The sequence below is a fragment of the Franconibacter daqui genome (assembly GCF_014644275.1).
GTDB lineage: Bacteria > Pseudomonadota > Gammaproteobacteria > Enterobacterales > Enterobacteriaceae > Franconibacter > Franconibacter pulveris.
Map to the genome: position 1 here is coordinate 477144 of NZ_BMKJ01000001.1, position 16459 is coordinate 493602.

Annotated in this window: 16 protein-coding genes; 11 read left to right on the top strand and 5 right to left on the bottom strand. The window is 58.3% G+C overall.

Features of this window, described 5'->3' with window-relative positions; translation table 11 throughout:
* Positions 1–8 precede the first annotated feature (8 nt).
* Genes kdpB through kdpF form a run of 3 tightly spaced genes read right to left on the bottom strand, consistent with a single transcriptional unit; the run spans position 9 to position 3849 of the window.
* Positions 9–2057, bottom strand: a complete 2049-nt coding sequence (gene kdpB / locus IEX01_RS02270) for a potassium-transporting ATPase subunit KdpB (RefSeq protein ID WP_188723203.1) — start codon at positions 2055–2057, stop codon at positions 9–11.
* A gap of 20 nt (positions 2058–2077) precedes the next feature.
* Positions 2078–3760 (bottom strand): potassium-transporting ATPase subunit KdpA, encoded by a 1683-nt coding sequence (gene kdpA, locus IEX01_RS02275; RefSeq protein WP_024560878.1) that lies wholly within the window; start codon positions 3758–3760, stop codon positions 2078–2080.
* Entirely contained in the window at positions 3760–3849 is a 90-nt protein-coding gene (gene kdpF / locus IEX01_RS02280; RefSeq protein WP_071788469.1) for a K(+)-transporting ATPase subunit F, read from the bottom strand. The genes kdpA and kdpF overlap by 1 nt, the downstream gene beginning before the upstream one ends.
* A gap of 310 nt (positions 3850–4159) precedes the next feature.
* Here kdpF and IEX01_RS02285 point away from each other — a divergent pair, with 310 nt between their 5' ends.
* The 7 genes from IEX01_RS02285 to pxpA all read left to right on the top strand — a co-directional run bounded on the left by IEX01_RS02285 (position 4160) and on the right by pxpA (position 10184).
* Positions 4160–4366, top strand: coding sequence for a YbfA family protein (locus tag IEX01_RS02285; RefSeq protein ID WP_024552040.1), 207 nt, complete (start codon positions 4160–4162; stop codon positions 4364–4366).
* Positions 4367–4714: 348 nt separating this feature from the next.
* Positions 4715–5671, top strand: coding sequence for a YbgA family protein (locus IEX01_RS02290; RefSeq protein ID WP_188723204.1), 957 nt, complete (start codon positions 4715–4717; stop codon positions 5669–5671).
* 12 nt (positions 5672–5683) lie between these two features.
* Positions 5684–7108 (top strand): deoxyribodipyrimidine photo-lyase, encoded by a 1425-nt coding sequence (gene phrB / locus IEX01_RS02295; RefSeq protein ID WP_188723205.1) that lies wholly within the window; start codon positions 5684–5686, stop codon positions 7106–7108.
* A 10-nt stretch (positions 7109–7118) separates the two neighbouring features.
* Entirely contained in the window at positions 7119–7862 is a 744-nt protein-coding gene (locus IEX01_RS02300; protein ID WP_024557151.1) for a type 2 GTP cyclohydrolase I, read from the top strand.
* Positions 7863–7874: 12 nt separating this feature from the next.
* Positions 7875–8531 carry a 5-oxoprolinase subunit PxpB gene (pxpB, locus tag IEX01_RS02305; RefSeq protein WP_188723206.1) on the top strand — a complete coding sequence of 219 codons (657 nt, stop codon included), beginning with the start codon at positions 7875–7877 and terminating at the stop codon, positions 8529–8531.
* Entirely contained in the window at positions 8525–9457 is a 933-nt protein-coding gene (pxpC, locus tag IEX01_RS02310; RefSeq protein WP_188723207.1) for a 5-oxoprolinase subunit PxpC, read from the top strand. The genes pxpB and pxpC overlap by 7 nt, the downstream gene beginning before the upstream one ends.
* Entirely contained in the window at positions 9447–10184 is a 738-nt protein-coding gene (gene pxpA, locus IEX01_RS02315; RefSeq protein ID WP_308423933.1) for a 5-oxoprolinase subunit PxpA, read from the top strand. The genes pxpC and pxpA overlap by 11 nt, the downstream gene beginning before the upstream one ends.
* 43 nt (positions 10185–10227) lie before the next feature.
* On the opposite strand, the gene IEX01_RS02320 is transcribed toward pxpA, so the two are convergent.
* A complete protein-coding gene (locus IEX01_RS02320; protein WP_188723209.1) occupies positions 10228–10776 on the bottom strand; it encodes a winged helix DNA-binding protein in 549 nt (182 codons plus the stop codon).
* Positions 10777–11044: 268 nt separating this feature from the next.
* Between IEX01_RS02320 and IEX01_RS02325 the strand changes: the two genes are divergently transcribed.
* From IEX01_RS02325 to nei, 4 genes are all read left to right on the top strand, one after another.
* The gene (locus tag IEX01_RS02325; protein ID WP_024557146.1) at positions 11045–11767 is read left to right on the top strand and encodes a DUF969 domain-containing protein; all 723 of its coding nucleotides are present in this window, start codon (positions 11045–11047) and stop codon (positions 11765–11767) included.
* Positions 11764–12750 carry a DUF979 domain-containing protein gene (locus IEX01_RS02330; RefSeq protein ID WP_024557145.1) on the top strand — a complete coding sequence of 329 codons (987 nt, stop codon included), beginning with the start codon at positions 11764–11766 and terminating at the stop codon, positions 12748–12750. Before IEX01_RS02325 ends, IEX01_RS02330 begins: the two co-directional genes overlap by 4 nt.
* Positions 12751–12779: 29 nt before the next feature.
* Positions 12780–13775: a DUF2891 domain-containing protein gene (locus tag IEX01_RS02335; RefSeq protein ID WP_188723210.1), complete on the top strand. Its 996-nt coding sequence runs from the start codon at positions 12780–12782 to the stop codon at positions 13773–13775.
* 171 nt (positions 13776–13946) lie between these two features.
* Entirely contained in the window at positions 13947–14738 is a 792-nt protein-coding gene (gene nei, locus IEX01_RS02340; protein ID WP_024557143.1) for an endonuclease VIII, read from the top strand.
* Positions 14739–14803: 65 nt separating this feature from the next.
* Here the strand turns inward: nei and gltA are convergent, their stop codons facing one another.
* Positions 14804–16090: a citrate synthase gene (gltA, locus tag IEX01_RS02345; RefSeq protein ID WP_024557142.1), complete on the bottom strand. Its 1287-nt coding sequence runs from the start codon at positions 16088–16090 to the stop codon at positions 14804–14806.
* Positions 16091–16459: the final 369 nt, after the last annotated feature.

The window sequence follows — 16459 nt, forward strand, 5'->3', positions numbered from 1 at the left end:
CTATTTCCTCAGACTAAACCAAAAAGGGTGAGCAGCAGATCGATGGCCTTGATGCCGATAAAGGGCACGACCAACCCGCCCAGCCCGTATATCCACAGGTTGCGGCGCAGCATGGCGGCAGCGCTCAGCGGTTTGTAGCTCACGCCCTTCAGCGCCAGCGGGATAAGAAAAATAATGATCAGCGCGTTGAAAATGACCGCGCTCAGGATTGCCGAGGCGGGGGAGTGCAGATGCATCACGTTCAGCGCGTTAAGCTGCGGATACGTGGCGGCAAACGCCGCCGGAATAATGGCGAAATATTTCGCTACGTCGTTGGCGATGCTGAACGTGGTGAGCGAGCCGCGCGTCATCAGCATCTGCTTGCCGATATGCACCACCTCAATAAGTTTGGTGGGGTTGGAATCGAGGTCCACCATGTTGCCCGCCTCCTTCGCCGCCTGGGTGCCGGAGTTCATCGCCACCGCCACATCCGCCTGCGCCAGCGCGGGGGCGTCATTGGTGCCGTCGCCGGTCATCGCCACCAGCCTACCTTCCGCCTGATACTGACGGATAAGCGCGAGCTTCGCTTCCGGCGTCGCTTCCGAGAGAAAATCATCCACGCCCGCCTCGGCGGCGATAGCGGCGGCGGTGAGGCGGTTATCGCCAGTGATCATCACCGTTTTGATGCCCATTTTGCGCAGCTGTGCGAAACGCTCTTTAATGCCGCCTTTTACGATATCTTTAAGCGCAATCACCCCGAGCACGTTCGCCCCTTCGGCCACCACCAGCGGTGTGCTGCCCTGGCGGGCAATCTCTTCTACCAGCGTATCCACCTGCGACGGAAAGTGGCCGCCGTTGGCCTCGACGTGACGGCGAATGGCGTCAACTGACCCTTTGCGAATCATCCTGTCGCCGACGTTAATGCCGCTCATGCGCGTCTGGGCGGTGAAGGGCACAAAGGTGGCGTGCAGGTTTTGCACGTCGCGTTCGCGCAGATTAAAGCGCTGCTTCGCCAGCACCACAATGCTGCGGCCCTCCGGCGTTTCGTCAGCAAGCGATGCGAGCTGCGCGGCATCGGCCAGTTGTTGTTCATTTACGCCAGGCGCAGGGAGGAAAGCCGAAGCCTGACGGTTGCCAAGCGTAATGGTGCCGGTTTTATCAAGCAGCAGCACATCCACGTCGCCCGCCGCTTCCACTGCGCGTCCGCTGGTGGCGATAACATTCGCCCCGAGCATACGGCTCATCCCGGCGACGCCGATAGCCGACAGCAGCCCGCCGATAGTCGTGGGAATAAGGCACACCAACAGCGCCACCAGCACTGTCACGCTGACGGCCGTGCCGCCGTACAGCGAGAATGGCCAAAGCGTCGCGGTCGCCAGCAGAAAGACTATCGTCAGCGCCACCAGCAGAATGGTCAGCGCGATTTCGTTCGGCGTTTTGCGGCGCTTTGCGTTTTCCACCATCGCTATCATCCGGTCGAGGAAGGTTTCGCCCGGGTTGACGCTGCACTGGATAACCAGCCAGTCGGAAAGTATGCGCGTACCGCCGGTCACCGAGGCGAAATCGCCGCCCGACTCGCGAATCACCGGCGCGGATTCACCGGTAATGGCGCTTTCATCCACCGACGCGCCGCCTTCGAGCACTTCGCCGTCGCAGGGGATAATGTCGCCAGCCTCCACCAGCACGATATCTCCCTTACGCAGATCCGTGGCGGGCACGTGATCGACCTGCGCATCATGCTGCGGCGCGCGCAGCTTCCGGGCGAAGGCCGTTTTCTTTACACCCTTCAGGCTATTGGCCTGCGCTTTACTGCGGCCTTCCGCCAGCGCTTCGGCGAAGTTAGCGAACAGCACGGTAAACCACAGCCACAGGCTGATGGCGCCGGTAAACAGCGCCTCTCCGGGCAGGCTGCCTGTGGCCATGGCGACAGCGAGCACGCTGGTCAGCAGACTGCCCAGCCAGACAATGAACATCACCGGGTTACGCCACTGCACGCGTGGGCTCAATTTCTTGAACGAATCCATCAGCGCCTGACGAAGCAGGGATGCTTCAAACAGCGCCAGTTGCTTGCGACTCATGTATAGCGACTCCGCAATGGTCATTTCACAAGAGAAAGGTGTTCCGCTACCGGGCCTAAGGCGAGGGCGGGGATAAAGGTCAGGGCGCCAACCAGCAGAACCGTGCCGATCAACAGGCCGATAAAGAGCGCGCCGTGCGTGGGCAACGTGCCGACGCCCGCCGGCTGCGCTTTTTTCGCGACCAGCGAGCCCGCTATCGCCATCACCGGAATGATGACCAGAAAACGACCCAGCAGCATGCAAACCGCCAGCAGCAGGTTCCAGAACGGCGTGTTGGCGCTCAGGCCCGCAAAGGCGCTGCCGTTATTGTTGGCGCCGGAGGAGACGGCGTAGAGCACTTCGCTAAAGCCGTGAATACCGGGGTTATAGATGCCCGCACGCCCGGCGTCGGTCATCATGGCGAGCGCGGTGCCGAGCAGCACCAGCGCAGGCGTAACCAGGATAGCCAGCGCGGTCATTTTCATTTCGCGCACGTCGATTTTTTTGCCAAGGTATTCCGGCGTGCGGCCAATCATCAGCCCGGCGATAAACACCGCCAGCAGCACGAACAGCAGCATGCCGTAAAGCCCGGAGCCTACGCCGCCGAAAACCACTTCGCCAATCTGCATCAGCCACAGCGGGATCATGCCGCCAGGCGCGGTGAAGGAGTCGTGCATCGCATTGACCGCGCCGCAGGACGCCGCGGTGGTGACCACGGAAAAGAGGCTGCTCGCCAGAATGCCGAAGCGGCTCTCTTTGCCTTCCATGTTGATGGCGCTATCCGCGCCGAGCGTGAGGAAGTGGCTGTTGCCCTGGGTTTCGGCCCACATCACCACCGCGACGCAGACTACGAAGATAATGCTCATCGACCAGAGAATGGCGCGCCCCTGACGAGCGTCGCCGGTCGCTTCGCCAAAGGTGAAACACAAGGCGGCGGGGATAAGGAAAATCGCCAGCATCTGCACGAAATTGGTCAGCGCGGTCGGGTTTTCAAAAGGGTGCGAAGAGTTGGCGTTGAAGAAACCGCCGCCGTTGGTGCCGAGCATCTTGATAGCCTCCTGCGAAGCGACAGGCCCCATCGGCAGCAGCTGTTTCGCCCCTTCCAGCGAGGTATAAGGCTGATAGTCAGCAAAATTCTGAATGACGCCTTGCTGGATAAAGACCAGGGCGATAATCAGCGATATCGGCAGCAATACCCAGAGCGTGACGCGAGTAAGGTCTTTCCACGCGTTGCCAAGCGTCGTCACAGAATGACGGGCAAAGGCGCGAATAAGGGCAAACACCACGGCGATGCCGGTAGCGGCTGAGAGGAAATTTTGCACCGTCAGCCCGACCATCTGGCTGAAATAGCTAACCGTGCTTTCGCCCGCATAAGACTGCCAGTTCGTGTTAGCCACAAAACTGACGGCGGTGTTGAGCGCCAGATGCCAGCTTAAGCCTGGCAACTGCTGCGGGTTTAACGGCAGCGAACCTTGCAGCATCAGAATCGCAAAAAGCACCGCCAGTCCAAGAGCGTTAAACAGAAGGATAGCGAACAGGTAGCGCTTCCAGTCCATCTCTTCGTTGCCCACGCCGGTAAAGGACCACAGCCATTTCTCCACTTTGCCGACGACAGGCAGCGGTCCGTCTTCAACGAACCGCGCAAGCACGCTGCCGAGCGGTTTCGCCAGCAGCAGAAGCACCAGCAGGAAACTCGCGATAAGTAAAAAAGCGGGAGCCGCCATCAGAACGCCTCCGCTTTAACAAGGGCATACACCAGGTAGCCCAGCAACAGGAAAACCAGCACCACGCCAGCTATCACGCCTGCACTCACAATCCACCTCCAGTGGGGTATTCAGGATGACGTGAGCTTAGAAATTCGCGCGCAAAGATTTCGCAAAAAAAACGCGGCGGGGTGTAAAAAAAATATAAAAAAAGCAAAAACCATTATTTAACTAAGGTTTAGTATTTATTTAACCGTTTTGTAACTTATTTACGGAAGAAGTGTAAATATCGGGCTTATACGCCAGAAATAGTGGTCGGAGGAGTAGTAAAATTACAAACAAAACGATACTATTTTAACCAGCTAACCACTTATCACTTTTCGGCGCTTTTTTGCCGGGTCACTTAAAGGGGAGAAACCTATGTCTTTATATAAAGAATTTCCAGCGCATCGGATCCTCCTGCGTCGCGCTCTGGTGATTGTTGCGGGCGTGCTCGCGTTGCCGGTCATGCTGTTCTGGAAAGATCGCGCTCGTTTTTACAGCTATCTGCACCGCGTCTGGGCGAAAACCAGCGATAAACCCGTCTGGATGGCGCAATCTGAACAGGCTGCCTGCGACTTTTACTAAGCCAGTCAATATCAGCCGAAAAAACCGCCGTAAAGGCGGTTTTTTTATTGCCGAAGGGCTGGCGGTCTTTTACAACACAGGCTTAGCATGCCGCTATTCGCTGCGTTTTCACTGTCGGTAAGAAGGCGAAACGGTTAACAGCGGGGACCGCGCAATGAAGCAAAATCTTTTGACGTCTCGTTGTTGATGGCGTGATGACGATGGAAGAGGGAAATATTATTGTTTCTGGCAATACATTTTTGCTTTCCGTCATCACGCAGGTCAAGTAGCGTTAAGGCTGCCCCCTCGGGCGGCCTTTTTCTTTTTGGCCTGGCTACAATTGGAAGATGTAGCGCGTAAGGAGCGGTTATGAGTGAAAAAATCCCTGTTGGCATCAGCGCCTGTTTGTTAGGGGACAACGTAAGATTTGATGGTGGGCATAAGCGGCTTACTTTTGCCGTCGATGAACTGGCGCCGTGGGTGCGCTTTGAGCCTGTCTGCCCGGAAATGGCTATCGGCCTGCCGGTGCCTCGTCCTGCGCTGCGGCTGGTTAAGCAGCCGGCAGGCGGCGTCGCGCTACGCTTTAGCGATAAGCGGGAGGGCGATTTAACCGCCGCGATGCAGGATTTCGCAGAGGAGCGCATTTCCCGTTTTGAACATCTTTGCGGTTATATCGTCTGCGCCAAATCCCCCAGTTGCGGCATGGAGCGGGTACGCGTGTATGACGAAGAGGGAAAAAATAACCGTAAGGCAGGGCGCGGCATTTATACCGAAGCCCTGATGCGTAAATTCCCCTGGCTGCCGGTGGAGGAAGATGGGCGTCTGCACGATCCGCTCATTCGGGAAAATTTTGTCGAACGCATCTATACCCTGTTTGAACTTAACGAACTCCATAAAAACGGGCTGACCCGCGGCGAACTTATCGCGTTCCACAGTCGCTATAAATTGCTGCTGCTGGCGCATTCGCAGGCGCAATACCGCGAACTGGGGCGTTTTGTCGCCGCGATAGATAAGTGGGAAAACCTGGAGGCGTATTTCGTTGAGTATCGCCAGCGGCTGATGGATTTGCTGTCGCATCAGGCGACCCGCCGCAACCACACCAATGTGTTGATGCATGTGCAGGGCTATTTCCGCCCGCACCTCAACGCGCGGCAGCGCCAGGAACTTGCCGAGCTTATCGACCGCTACCGCCAGGGGACGCAGCCCCTGCTCGCGCCGGTAACATTGCTGAAACATTATATGGCAGAATACCCGGATGCCTATCTTGACCAGCAGCGCTATTTCGAACCCTATCCGGAAGCGTTGCGTCTGCGTTACGGCCATTAAAACAGGAGTGTTATGACCACCCATCTGGTCTGGTTTCGCGCGGATCTGCGCATCCACGACAATCTGGCGCTGGCCGCCGCCTGCCGCGATAAAAACGCCGCCGTGCTCGGCCTGTTCATCGCCACGCCGCAGCAGTGGCAAGACCACGCGATGGCGCCTCGTCAGGCCGCTTTTCTCTGGCAAAACCTCCAGGCGCTGCAGACGGCCCTGGCGGAGCGGGGCATTCCGCTGCACGTGCGGGAAGTCGCCACCTTTGCTGAGTCTGTAGAGGAAATAAAACAGTTTTGCGCGAAGCATCAGGTCGACGCGCTTTTCTATAACTACCAGTATGAGCTGAACGAGCATCGCCGCGATCGGGAAGTGGAGCGATGTCTGGAGGGCAACGTAGTCTGTCAGGGGTTTGATGACAGCGTGCTGTTGCCGCCAGGCAGCGTCACGACTGGCAACGGCGAGATGTACAAAGTCTTCACCCCTTTCAGCCGGGCGTTTATCCGTCGCCTGCAGGAAGGCCTGCCGGAGTGCGCGCACGCGCCGAAAGCGCGGGAAGGCGGGGCGCTCACTCCTGTCTCGCCGCTAAAGCCATTTGATTATCCGCAATGCGCGGTTGATGAGACGCTGTTTCCGGCAGGTGAGCAGGCGGCGCTGGCGCGGCTGCGCCACTTCTGCCAGCAGAAGGTGGCGCGCTATCCCGACGAGCGCGATTTCCCGGACCGCGATGGCACCAGTCGGTTATCCGCCTGGCTGGCGCTGGGCGTGCTCTCGCCGCGTCAGTGCCTGCACCGGCTGGTGGCCGAACAGCCCGGCGCGCTGGAAGGCGGTCCCGGCGCGGTGTGGCTCAACGAGCTTATCTGGCGTGATTTCTATCGCCATCTGCTGACCGCCTGGCCGACGCTCAGCCGCCACAAGCCCTTTATCGGCTGGACGGACAAGGTGCGCTGGCAGCAAAACGACGACCACTTTCAGGCCTGGTGCGAAGGCAAAACGGGATACCCGATTGTCGATGCCGCCATGCGCCAGATGAATGAAACGGGCTGGATGCACAACCGGCTTCGGATGATAACCGCCAGCTTTCTGGTGAAAGATCTGCTTATCGACTGGCGGCGGGGCGAGCGTTATTTTATGACGCAACTTGTTGATGGCGATTATGCCGCGAACAACGGCGGCTGGCAGTGGGCCGCCTCAACCGGTACGGACGCCGCGCCTTATTTTCGCATTTTCAACCCCACAACCCAGGGCGAGAAGTTCGATGCGCAGGGCGAGTTTATTCGCCGCTGGCTGCCGGAATTACGCCATATCCCCGACAAAGCGGTGCATCAACCCTGGACATGGGCGGAAAAACGGGGCGCGCGGCTTGATTACCCGCGCCCGATTGTCGATCACAAAGCGGCTCGCGCCGCCACGCTCGCGGCCTACGAGGCTGCACGGAAAACGCATTAAGAGAACGATGATGAAAAATACCGAACTGGAAACGCTAATCAATCAGAAGCTCAACAGCGCAGGCTTCAGCGACTACGCGCCAAACGGCCTGCAGGTTGAAGGACGCGACGAGATCCGCAAAATCATCACCGGCGTGACCGCAAGCCAGGCGCTGCTGGATGAGGCGGTGCGCCAGCAGGCGGACGCCGTCATTGTTCATCATGGCTATTTCTGGAAAGGCGAGTCACCGGTCATTCGCGGCATGAAGCGCAACCGCTTAAAAACGCTGCTGGCTAATGACATCAACCTTTACGGCTGGCACCTGCCCCTGGACGCGCATCCGGAACTTGGGAATAACGTGCAGCTGGCGCGTCTGCTGGGTATTGAAGTGAAAGGCGAAATCGAGCCGCTGGTGCTGTGGGGCGAGCTTTCTATGGCGGTGCCCGGGCTGGAATTCGCCTCCTGGCTTGAGGCGCGGCTCGGGCGTCGTCCGCTCTGGTGCGGCGATACCGGCCCGGCAGAGGTCAAACGCGTGGCGTGGTGCACTGGCGGCGGTCAGAGCTTTATCGATGCGGCGGCGCGTTTCGGCGTGGACGCTTTTATTACGGGCGAGGTCTCTGAACAGACTATTCACTCCGCCCGTGAACAGGGGCTGCATTTCTATGCGGCAGGCCACCATGCCACTGAACGCGGCGGCATTCGCGCGTTGAGCGAGTGGCTGCAGGAAGAAACCGATCTCGATGTGACGTTCATCGATATCCCGAACCCGGCATAAAGGGGAGCTTAAGTGCAAAGAGCACGTTGTTATCTGTTGGGTGAAAGCGCGGTAGTGCTGGAGCTTGAGCCGCCCGTCACGCTGGAAAGCCAGCGTCGTATCTGGTGGCTCACGCAGCGTCTGGCCGATGTCCCTTCGGTCGTGGAAACCATTCCGGGCATGAATAACATCACCGTCGTGCTGCGGGAGCCAAAAGCGCTGGCGCTGGACGCCATTGAGCGCCTGCAACGCTGGTGGGAAGAGAGCGAAGCGATGGACCCACCTTCACGGCAGGTAACCCTGCCGGTGATTTACGGCGGCGACATGGGGCCGGATCTGGCCGACGTGGCGCGCCACACGGGGCTAAGCGAGAAGCAGGTCGTGGAACAGCACGCCGCCGGGGAGTATATCGTCTATTTTGTCGGCTTCCAGCCTGGTTTTCCTTACCTTGGCGGCTTGCCTGCCGCGCTCGCTACGCCCAGGCGTGCGGAGCCGCGCCTGAGCGTGCCGGCTGGCTCGGTCGGCATCGGCGGCAACCAGACTGGCGTCTATCCGCTGCCCACGCCCGGCGGGTGGCAGATAATCGGGCGCACGCCGCAGGCGCTGTTTGACCCCACCCATGAGCCGCCAGGGCTGTTGATGCCCGGCGATACCGTGCGCTTCGTACCGCAAAAGGAGGGCGTATGTTAATCATACTTCGCGCCGGAATGCATACGACGGTACAGGACAGCGGGCGCTTCGGCTGGCGGCAGTTCGGCGTAAGCCGCAGCGGCGCCATGGATACGCCCGCGCTACGCATCGCCAACCTGCTGGTGGGCAATGACCCGGACGCCGCAGCGCTGGAGATAACGCTCGGCCAATTTCGCGTGCAGTTTACAGAAGATTGCTGGTTTGCTTTAACCGGCGCGGGCTGTGAGGCGCAGCTGGATGGGCATGCGGTATGGACAAGCTGGCGCATCGCGGCGAAAGCTGGCCAGACGCTGACGCTGAAATCCCCACAGCATCGCATGCGCAGCTACCTTGCGGTGGCGGGCGGCCTGGATGTGCCGAAAGTGATGAACTCCTACAGCACCGATCTCAAGGCGGGCTTCGGCGGTTTTCACGGACGTCCGCTTCGCGACGGCGACGAACTGGCGCAGCTGCCTTCCGCGCGTCATTTTCGTGAATCGCGCGGTGTGAAGCCGCTGTTCTGGGGTAACCGTATCCGTGCGCTGCCGGGGCCGGAGTATCACGAGTTTTCACACGCTTCGCAGGAAGCGTTCTGGCGCGCGCCATGGCAACTCAGCCCGCAAAGCAACCGCATGGGTTACCGGCTGAACGGCCAGCCGCTGGCGCGCACTACCGACCGCGAGCTGGCTTCTCATGGCCTGATGCCGGGCGTGGTGCAGGTGCCGCACAACGGTCAACCTATCGTACTGATGAACGACGCTCAGACCACCGGCGGCTATCCGCGCATCGCGTGCGTAATTGAAGCGGATCTCTATAAGCTCGCGCAGTTGCGCCTGGGCGAGCCGATTCACTTCGTGCAGTGCACGCTGGAGGAGGCGCTGGCGGCGCGTGAAGATCAACAGCGTTATTTCGATCAACTGGCCTGGCGACTGAATGATGAAGATTGACCTGAACGCGGATCTCGGCGAAGGCTGCGGCGACGACGGTGCGCTGATGCCGCTTATCTCCTCGGCGAATATCGCCTGCGGTTTTCACGCGGGCGATGCGCAGACGATGCGGGAAAGCGTGCGGCTGGCGCTGGCGCACCATGTCGCTATCGGCGCGCATCCTTCCTTTCCCGATCGCGAAAATTTCGGCCGCACGGCGATGCAGCTGCCGCCGGAAACGGTTTACGCCCAGACGCTGTACCAGGCGGGCGCCTTAGCCGCCATCGCCCGTGCCGAAGGGGGCGTGATGAAGCATGTGAAGCCCCATGGCATGCTCTACAACCAGGCGGCAAGGGAGCCGCTGCTGGCCGATGCCATCGCCCGCGCGGTGAAAGCGCTGGATGCGAATTTAATCCTGGTGGGCCTTGCGGGCAGCGAGCTTATTCGCGCCGGTGCGCATTATGGCCTGGCGACCCGGGAGGAGGTGTTCGCAGACCGGGGATATCTGGCGGATGGTTCGCTGGTGCCCCGCAGCGAGCCGGGCGCGCTGATTGAGGATGACGACGAGGCGGTAGCGCGTACGCTTGATATGGTGCTGAACGGCCGGGTACGGAGCCGGGAAGGCGGCTTTGCGAAAGTCAACGCTCAGACGGTCTGCCTGCACGGCGACGGCGCGCACGCGCTGGCGTTTGCGCGTCGGCTGCGCGAGGCTTTCGAACAGCGCCAGATTGCGATCAACGCGGGTTAAAGGGCCCGGTCAATATAGCCCGTCGCTTGCGGCGGGCATGCGCTCAAAGCGAAGCCGCAGCCCGCGCGGCGGTATCATAAAGCGAAGAGATGGTGCGCAGCAGCTGGGCCGTATCGCCAATAGAAGAGCCCGGTATGCCGCTTTCCACCTGGATAGCGATAAGGCAGGCTTCGCGCACATCCCGGTATCGCATACACAACGCTTTTCCCTCCTCGGTAGTTGAGAAATAGAGCTCTTTACCCACCTTTTCGCTGGTCACATAACCTGCCTTAACCAGTTTTTTCAGCGCATAAGTCACGACATGCGTGTCCTCTACGTTCAGCACAAAACAGATATCCGCGAGCTTTTTCTTGCGGTTGCGGTGGTTAACGTGATGCAGGAGCGAGACGTCAAACGCACCCATATCGGGTTCGCCCGCAGCGGTCATACAGCGCACCATCCATTTGTTAAACGCGTTGCTGGTCATGATCAGCGCATATTCCAGCTCCGATAATTCCGCGCAGCGCTCCGAAACCAGGTGGCGGGAAGAGACGATGCGACCATCGCTGATGTCGTCGTTATTCGTTGATACAGAAGCATTTTTCCGGGTCATAACTTCCCTTACATAAATGTGACTATTAGCAAAAAATATAAAACCGAACGGATAAAATAAAAACATTTTATTGATAAATTGTTTACATATTATGGGCGTTCGGATATAGCTTTTTGACTCAGGGTCTGCGCAGGTTTCGCGCATTCACAGGACCTGTCGTACATACACAACAACCGTTCGCCGCAATGCCACACGCTTCGCCCTGATGGGGAGTATTAAAAAAATAGCCTTCGGCGTGCAACGCTCACTTTAGATAGGGTCACGTTTTATGGACAGTTCCACACTGTTGCCGCTCATCGGGATACCGATAGTGGTTATAGGTTTTGCGCTGCGCTTCAACCCGCTGTTGGTCGTGGTGGTCGCAGGTCTGGCGACGGGGTTGCTGGTCGGCATGGATTTCGGCATGTTGCTGGAAACGTTTGGCGAGAAGTTTGTTAACAGCCGCTCGCTGGCGACTTTCATTCTGATCCTGCCGGTCATTGGCCTGCTGGAGTATTACGGACTCAAAGAGCGCGCTCAGGCCTGGGTGGCGAAAATCGCCAGCGCAACCTCGGCGCGTATTTTAATGCTCTATTTTGTGGCGCGCGAAGGGACGGCGGCGCTGGGCTTGATGTCGCTCGGCGGACACGCGCAAACCGTGCGTCCGCTGCTGGCGCCGATGGCGGAAGGGGCGGCGCTTAACGAATATGGCGAATTGCCGCAGCATATCCGCGATAAAATCAAAGCCCACGCCGCCGCCTGCGACAATATCGCCGTGTTCTTCGGCGAAGACATTTTTATCGCGTTCGGCGCGGTGCTGCTGATTGACGCCTTCCTGAAAGAGAACGGCATTGCGGGCATTGAGCCGCTGCACATCGGCCTGTGGGCGATCCCTACCGCTATCTCGGCGCTGATTATCCATATGATTCGTCTGTTGCGTCTGGATGCCAGCATCCGTCGCGACGTGATGGCCTGGAAAGCGGAGCAGGGCAAGCAGGAGGTAGCGCAATGAGTACGCTGATAACCATCAACCGCGTTTATTACCTCATCGGCTTTATCGTTATGCTGCTGGTGGTGATGACGCTGCGCGATCGCGGCAACCCGAAACGTTTTACCACCGCGCTGTTCTGGTTTCTGTTCGGCGGGATTTTTCTGTTTGGCGACCTGATGGTGCAGGAGCTTGGTAAATCGCTGGCGTACCGGATTATCGGCGGCGGCGTTATCGTCATCGCCCTGCTGGCGGGTTTTGGGCTGGTCGGGAAGGGGCATTACAAAATGTCCACCGAGCCTGAGCGCGTCGCTTCGTCTGAGCGTCTGAAGAACTGGCTCTTTTTGCCGGCGCTGATGATCCCTGTCGTGACGGTGCTGGGTACGCTGTTTCTGAAAGGCGTTGCGGTCGGCGGCGTTTTCCTGCTCGACCAGAAACAGCTGACGCTCGCTGCGCTTAGCGTGGCATGTATAGCGGCCATCCTGACCGGCTGGTGGCTGACGCGCGGCACGCCGCTGCATGCGATTCGCCAGTCCCGCCGGCTGGTGGATACGATCGGTTGGGCGATTATTCTGCCGCAGATGCTCGCTATGCTTGGCGGCGTGTTTGTGGCGGCGAACACGGGCGACTCGGTGCAAAAAGTGGTGAGCCTGTTCGTCGACCCGGAAAACCGCTTCATGCTGGTGGTGATTTACTGCATCGGCATGGCGCTCTTCACCATGATCATGGGCAACGCCTTCGCCGCTTTCCCGGTATTAAGCGCCGGCATCGCCCTGCCGTTTTTGATTCATCACCACCATGGCGACCCGGCTCCGCTGCTGGCGATTGGCATGTATGCCGGCTATTGCGGCACGTTGATGACGCCGATGGCGGCGAATTTTAATATCGTCCCTGCGGCACTGCTGGAGCTGAAGGATAAATATCAAGTGATTAAAGTTCAGATCCCCACCGCGCTGCCGCTGTTGGCGGTGAATGTGTTGTTAATGTATTTCCTCGTGTTTCGCTAAGCGCGGCGCGGTGTACCTAAGGAGCTGTTATGGAATTAACGCAACATCAGGCTGACGCCTTCGCCCGGATGCCTTTAACCTATTTGCGTCAGGAATACCCGAACCACATTATGCATTTGCTCAATGATGATGGTGACGTATTGCCGCCCCGCGAACTGCATCCCATTTTTTATGGCTGCTTTGACTGGCACTCGGCGGTGCATGGTTACTGGCTGCTGCTGCGCTGTTTGCGCCTTTACCCGCAGCTGTCGTGCCGCGAGGAGATTATTGCCCTGTTTGATGAGCACGTTACCGACGAGAACGTGGCGCAGGAGCTGGCCTATTTTACCGCGCCGTTCCGCGCCTCGTTTGAGCGTCCCTATGGCTATGGCTGGCTGCTGGCGCTGGCCCAGGAGCTGAAGCGCGCTTCGCTGCCGCAGGCCGAACGCTGGCATCAGACGCTGGAGCCGCTCACGCAGGATATTCGCGCGAGGCTTATGGATTACCTCAGCAAGCTAACATACCCGATTCGCGTGGGGACGCATTACAACACCGCTTTTGCGCTGGCGCTGGGGCTGGATTATGCGCGAGCGCTGGAAGACAACGCGCTGGAAAGCGCCATACTGGACGCGGCTAATCGTTATTATCTGCACGATAAGCACTATCCGGCGCACTACGAGCCGGGCGGCGATGAGTATATTTCCGGCGCGTTGACCGAAGCGCTGCTAATGAGCAAGGTGGCGGATAATTTCCCGGCGTGGTTTGATGCTTTCCTGCCGCAGGTGGCCTCGGTTTCGGCTTTGATGAACCCGGCGCAGGTGAGCGATCGCACCGATCCGAAAATCGCTCACCTTGACGGACTAAACCTCAGCCGCGCCTGGTGCATGAAGCACATTGCGAAGGCGTTGCCGGAAAACCATACGGCGCAGACCGCGTTGAAAGAGGCGGTGGCGCGCCATCTTTCGGCGAGCGTTGAACACGTGGTGGGAAGCCACTACAGCGGCGGACACTGGCTCGCAAGCTTCGCGCTGCTGGCGCTGGAGTAACGCCCTGAACCGCCGTCTGCGAACGGCGGTTTTTGTTGGTGGGATAAACACTGAAGCGGCATCGGCCGTTAAGCATGCGCGGCGTTTTACGGCTAAGGTTATGCAGGAGCATAAAACGTAAAACGAGGGGCGGCGCTATGCGGCGTCAGCCTGAAACGAAAAGGATGAAGCATGCCGGAAGGACCGGAAATCCGCCGCGCGGCGGATAAGCTTGAAGAGGCGGTAGCAGGCAAGCCGTTAACGCACGTCTGGTTTGCCTTTCCCGCGCTGAAAACGTTCGAAACCTCGCTGGTCGGCGAACGGGTGGAGCGTCTGGAAACGCGGGGTAAAGCGCTGCTGACGCACTTCTCTAATGGGTTAACGCTTTATAGCCATAACCAGCTGTATGGCGTCTGGCGGGTAGTGAAGGCCGGTGAAACGCCGCAGACCACGCGCAGCCTGCGTGTGCGGCTGGAAACCAAAGAGGCCGCCGTGCTGCTTTACAGCGCCTCGGAGATAGAAATGCTGGATGCCGAAGGCGTGGCGGCGCACGCGTTTTTGCAGCGGGTGGGGCCAGATGTGCTGGATATGTCTTTAACGGTGGAAGAGGTTAAGGCCCGGCTGTTAAGCCCGCGCTTTCGCCGTCGCCAGTTCAGCGGCTTACTGCTCGACCAGGCGTTTCTGGCGGGGCTTGGCAACTATCTACGGGTGGAGATCCTCTGGCAGGCGCAGCTTGCGCCGCGTCATAAGGCGGCGGCGCTGAGCGAAGCGCAGCTGGATGCGCTCGCGCAGGCCTGTCTCGCCATTCCACGCCTCTCTTACCAGACGCGAGGGCAGGCGGATGAAAACAAACACCACGGCGCGCTGTTTCGCTTCGAGGTGTTCCATCGGGCAGGGAAAAAGTGTCGGCGCTGCGGGGGGATCATTGAAAAAACCACGCTCTCCTCCCGGCCTTTTTACTGGTGCCCGGCGTGCCAGCATTAATATGATGGCCATAAAAAAACGCGCCCGAAGGCGCGTTTTTCTTGATAAGCATTAACCGCAGGCGATCAGTGCTTCTCCAGGTCTGATTTGAAATCACGCTGCGTGTAGCCGGTATAGAGCTGACGCGGACGCGCAATTTTCATGCCTTCGCTGTGCATTTCGTTCCAGTGAGCTATCCAGCCTACGGTACGCGCCATGGCGAAAATCACGGTGAACATAGAAGACGGAATGCCCATCGCTTTCAGGATGATGCCGGAGTAGAAGTCTACGTTCGGGTAGAGTTTCTTCTCAATGAAGTACGGGTCGTTCAGGGCGATGTTTTCCAGCTCCATCGCCACTTCCAGCAGGTCGTCTTTGGTGCCCAGCTCTTTCAGCACTTCATGGCAGGTTTCGCGCATGACGGTGGCGCGCGGGTCGTAGTTCTTGTAAACGCGATGACCAAAGCCCATCAGGCGGAAAGAGTCGTTTTTGTCTTTCGCGCGACGCACGAATTCCGGAATGTGCTCCACGGAACTGATCTCTTCCAGCATTTTGAGCGCCGCTTCGTTGGCGCCGCCGTGCGCCGGTCCCCACAGGGAGGCGATGCCGGCCGCGATGCAGGCGAACGGGTTAGCGCCGGAAGAGCCTGCGGTACGGACGGTGGAGGTAGACGCGTTCTGCTCGTGGTCAGCATGCAGGATAAGGATACGATCCATTGCGCGTTCCAGCACCGGGTTCACCTCGTAAGGCTCGCACGGCGTGGAGAACATCATATTCAGGAAGTTGCCTGCATAGGAGAGGTCGTTGCGGGGATAAACGAACGGCTGGCCGATAGAATATTTGTAACACATCGCCGCCATTGTCGGCATCTTGGAGAGCAGACGGAACGCCGCGATTTCACGGTGACGTGGGTTATTCACATCCAGCGAGTCGTGGTAGAACGCCGCCAGCGCGCCAGTCACGCCGCACATCACCGCCATCGGGTGAGAGTCGCGACGGAAGCCATGGAACAGACGCGTAATCTGCTCATGAATCATGGTATGGCGGGTTACTGTCACTTTAAATTCGTCATACTGCTCCTGGGTCGGTTTTTCGCCGTAGAGCAGGATATAGCAAACTTCGAGATAGTTAGATTCGGTGGCCAGTTGGTCGATGGGAAAACCGCGATGGAGCAGGATACCTTCGTCACCGTCGATAAAGGTGATTTTTGATTCGCAGGATGCGGTGGAGGTAAAACCCGGGTCGAAAGTAAAAACACCTTTAGAACCAAGACTACGGATATCAATTACATCCTGACCGAGCGTGCCTTGTAGCACGTCCAGTTCAATAGCAGCGTCACCGTTATAAGTGATGTTTGCCTTTTTGTCAGCCATTTACGGTCTCCTTAGCGCCTTATTTGCTTAAGACTCCTAACAACTTTTTTACATTCACTTTCAGGGAGAATATTGCCAGTTTGTTGTAGGGCGCGCAGCTCTGTGTGAGGAGGAAACCAGGGTACAGAGCGATGGGCGGCTTGCAGGCAACTATTCAGAACCCGGTGAAACTACCGCAAATCAGCGTGTTAGCAGTCGGGATTCTTTAAATCTGTGTATCACTAATACCGGGCTAAATAACTTCGGTCAATAGCACTACACTGTTACATAACTTATTCTCAGCAGAAAGTGTAATGCCATAACTTTTGCGAATTATATGCCTTTTCTGGTGATGTTTGTAACAATTTTGTTTAACATTTGTCAAATCAG

Coding starts and splice junctions, on each gene's coding strand:
- kdpB (WP_188723203.1), bottom strand. CDS start 2,057: ATGAGTCGCAAGCAACTGGCGCTGTTTGAAGCATCCCTGCTTCGTCAG.
- kdpA (WP_024560878.1), bottom strand. CDS start 3,760: ATGGCGGCTCCCGCTTTTTTACTTATCGCGAGTTTCCTGCTGGTGCTT.
- IEX01_RS02285 (WP_024552040.1), top strand. CDS start 4,160: ATGTCTTTATATAAAGAATTTCCAGCGCATCGGATCCTCCTGCGTCGC.
- IEX01_RS02290 (WP_188723204.1), top strand. CDS start 4,715: ATGAGTGAAAAAATCCCTGTTGGCATCAGCGCCTGTTTGTTAGGGGAC.
- phrB (WP_188723205.1), top strand. CDS start 5,684: ATGACCACCCATCTGGTCTGGTTTCGCGCGGATCTGCGCATCCACGAC.
- IEX01_RS02300 (WP_024557151.1), top strand. CDS start 7,119: ATGAAAAATACCGAACTGGAAACGCTAATCAATCAGAAGCTCAACAGC.
- pxpC (WP_188723207.1), top strand. CDS start 8,525: ATGTTAATCATACTTCGCGCCGGAATGCATACGACGGTACAGGACAGC.
- pxpA (WP_308423933.1), top strand. CDS start 9,447: ATGAAGATTGACCTGAACGCGGATCTCGGCGAAGGCTGCGGCGACGAC.
- IEX01_RS02320 (WP_188723209.1), bottom strand. CDS start 10,776: ATGACCCGGAAAAATGCTTCTGTATCAACGAATAACGACGACATCAGC.
- IEX01_RS02325 (WP_024557146.1), top strand. CDS start 11,045: ATGGACAGTTCCACACTGTTGCCGCTCATCGGGATACCGATAGTGGTT.
- IEX01_RS02330 (WP_024557145.1), top strand. CDS start 11,764: ATGAGTACGCTGATAACCATCAACCGCGTTTATTACCTCATCGGCTTT.
- IEX01_RS02335 (WP_188723210.1), top strand. CDS start 12,780: ATGGAATTAACGCAACATCAGGCTGACGCCTTCGCCCGGATGCCTTTA.
- nei (WP_024557143.1), top strand. CDS start 13,947: ATGCCGGAAGGACCGGAAATCCGCCGCGCGGCGGATAAGCTTGAAGAG.
- gltA (WP_024557142.1), bottom strand. CDS start 16,090: ATGGCTGACAAAAAGGCAAACATCACTTATAACGGTGACGCTGCTATT.